The following is a 242-nucleotide window of genomic DNA, read 5'->3' as shown; positions in this document are numbered from 1 at the left end:
ATCAAACGCCTGAGCGCATGGCCGAGCGTCACCGGCTCGGTGGAGCCGACGAGCGCCATCAAGGCCAGGATGACGGCATTCGCCGTCAGCGCGATCTCTGCCGCCTGCCGCAGCCCCTGCCAACTGGCAGGAAACCCGAAGACGGTGAACATCGCATCGCCCGGCACGGTGAAGGGCAGCATGGCGATGAGGAAGATGATGAAGCTGTCCATCATCGCCATGCGTTTGAGCGTCCGCGCAAC

1 protein-coding gene is annotated in these 242 nt (G+C 64.0%); it reads right to left on the bottom strand.

Annotated elements, in window-relative coordinates; genetic code table 11:
• On the bottom strand, positions 1-221 hold a 221-nt coding region (locus CH341_RS33240; protein ID WP_245431367.1), incomplete at its 3' end, for a CbiQ family ECF transporter T component.
• Positions 222-242: the final 21 nt, after the last annotated feature.

Origin of the sequence: Rhodoplanes roseus, from assembly GCF_003258865.1 — a bacterium.
In the GTDB taxonomy this organism is placed as follows: domain Bacteria; phylum Pseudomonadota; class Alphaproteobacteria; order Rhizobiales; family Xanthobacteraceae; genus Rhodoplanes; species Rhodoplanes roseus.
The sequence above is the reverse complement of the archived record's forward strand: the minus strand, read 5'-3'. Positions and strand labels throughout refer to the sequence as shown.